Origin of the sequence: Mesorhizobium sp. M4A.F.Ca.ET.050.02.1.1 (assembly GCF_003997725.1) — a bacterium.
Lineage (GTDB): Bacteria > Pseudomonadota > Alphaproteobacteria > Rhizobiales > Rhizobiaceae > Mesorhizobium.
In genome coordinates this window covers 1-948 of record NZ_RZSG01001278.1, presented here as the reverse complement: position 1 = coordinate 948, position 948 = coordinate 1, and the positions used below count along the sequence as shown (strand labels likewise).

Below are 948 nucleotides of genomic sequence, written 5' to 3'. Positions count from 1 at the left end.
TTGATGCCCTTCTGGGCAAGGTCGGCGGCGCGGTCATATTGCGACTGCGCGTAGGCGACTTCGCTGGTGTCGGACTTCTCCTGAGCCATCGCCTGGCTGTAGGCGGCGCGCAACTGCTCGACATTGAGGCGCGCGGTGGCGACCGCCGCGTCGGCCTGGGCGAGCGCGATCCGGTAGGATTCGGGATCGACGGCGAACAGCACGTCACCCTGCTTGACGAGCTGGTTGTCGGCGATGCCGACCTTGACGATGCGGCCCGCCGTGTCGGACGCGATTGACACCTTGGCCTGCTGCAGGTTGGCGTTCTCGGTCTCCTGGTAGCGGCCGCCGGTAACCCAGACGTAAGCACCGCCGGCAAGCAGCGCCGCGGGCAGCGCGACCATCAGGAGAAAACGGCCGGCGCGGCGCTTCTTCTTCGGCGCCACTGGTGCCGGCTGCGGCGTTGGGGTCACCGACACCGGAGCGGGCTGCGCCGGGGTTTCGGCGACCGGCTGCGCCGGCGCCTCGGCGACCGGCTGCGCCGGCGCCTCCATCTCCAACCTGGCGGCCTTCTCGTCTACCTTGGCTACCGCGTTCATGCTGCTGCGCCTTCCGTACTTTTCACTTTTCCGAGGACGGCGTCTCGCCGTCCGCAAGATTCTGCACGATCGCGTCCAGTGCCCGGATCAGGGCCCGGCGATCTTCCGGCGATACGCCGACCAGCGATTCCTCATAGACCTCGCCGGCAAGGCTCTTGACGTGGGCGTAGGCCTCGCTCGCCTTGGCGGTCGGGAAGATCATGCGAACGCGGCGGTCGGCCGCGTCGGAACGGCGCTCGATCCAGCCGCCCTCCTCCATCCGGTCGACGAGGCGCGAAACGCTGATCGGCTCGATTTCGAGCAGTTCAGCCAGTCGCGCCTGCGCGACACCCGCCTCCTTGGCGACGCGGACCAGAAGCCGCCATTGCGC

The 948-nt window shown here is 68.5% G+C and carries 1 protein-coding gene and 1 pseudogene; both read right to left on the bottom strand.

The window, feature by feature from the left end; all coding sequences use genetic code 11:
* The coding region (locus EOA33_RS36925) for a biotin/lipoyl-binding protein (protein WP_127407810.1) at positions 1-578 on the bottom strand (578 nt) is incomplete at its 3' end.
* Positions 575-948 (bottom strand): annotated as a pseudogene (locus EOA33_RS36920) (MarR family transcriptional regulator); the annotation flags it as partial. The pseudogene EOA33_RS36920 and the gene EOA33_RS36925, both read right to left, overlap by 4 nt.